This window comes from Enterobacter cloacae complex sp. GF14B, assembly GCF_004136805.1.
In the GTDB taxonomy this organism is placed as follows: Bacteria; Pseudomonadota; Gammaproteobacteria; order Enterobacterales; family Enterobacteriaceae; genus Enterobacter; species Enterobacter hormaechei_C.
The window spans coordinates 1-998 of record NZ_QFRV01000342.1; the positions used below are offsets into that span (position 1 = coordinate 1).

At 64.4% G+C, this 998-nt stretch carries 1 protein-coding gene and 1 pseudogene; both read right to left on the reverse strand.

The features are described from left to right. Positions 1-850, reverse strand: an 850-nt coding sequence (locus DD606_RS25565) for an AMP-binding protein (protein ID WP_139158403.1), incomplete at its 3' end; no start/stop codon positions are given. After that, positions 847-998, reverse strand: a pseudogene (locus DD606_RS26605) (o-succinylbenzoate synthase); the annotation flags it as partial. The pseudogene DD606_RS26605 and the gene DD606_RS25565, both read right to left, overlap by 4 nt.

Sequence of the window (998 nt, forward strand, 5' to 3'; positions counted from 1 at the left end):
CGCCGTCGGCCTCTTTGGCGCAGACGGTGGAGGCGAACTCGGTCAGACCGTAGCCGCAGAATGTACGGATCCCCTGCTCGCGCGCCTGTTCGGTCAGCGCAACGGGGATTTCCGCCCCGCCGAGCAGCACGGCTTTCAGCGCGACGGGATGGTGTGAATTAAGCAGTCGCCACAGCTGCGTTGGCACCAGCGAGGCGTGGGTACAGCCCTGTAGTGCCTGCTCCAGCGGCTGTTTTTTGCGCACGGTGAGACGGCCTCCGCCCTGTAACCAGCGCCACAAAATCCCCTGACCGGAGACGTGAAACAGCGGCAGAGAGAGCAGCCAGTCGTCGCTATCGCCGTAAGGCATCAGCGCCAGCAACCCTTTTGCGCTGGCAAGGTGGGCGGCACAGGTGTGCACCGCCGCTTTTGGCAAACCGGTGGAGCCGGAGGTGAGCGTCATTGAGGCCAGTCGTTCTGCCCGCCACGTCACGTCCCCCTGCCCCTCGCCCTCTCTTAATGCCAGCGCGGGCAGACCGTCATACTCACCGTTAAGCACCAGCGCAAAACGCAGGGTCATCTGCGGCAGGAGGACGTCCAGCAGCGGACGGGGAAGCTGAGGGTTCACCGGCAAAATGCGGGCGCCGCACTGAAGCAGCGCCAGCCAGGCCAGCAGGGTCTGCGGGTGGTTGTGGGCGAGCAGCATGACGCCGTCACCGTCAGCAACGCCCTGAGACTGAAAACCGGCTGCCAGACGATCGATACGCTTGCCCAGCTGAGTCCAACTGAGCGTTACATCGTCTAAACGCAGCGCGGGTTTATCGGCACGCCGGGTGCGCCAGTGCCGCCACGGCCAGTCGGTAAAACTCATCGCAATGGCTCCAGCGCCCCGACGTCGAGGCACGGCAAGGTGCTGTCAGGCCACTGGCGAATCAGCTGGGCCTGCATCAGGTTTAGCGTATCGAGACCGGGAACGGTGTCCGGCGTTAACCATGCAGCGATGCGCGCCAGCTGCGTCA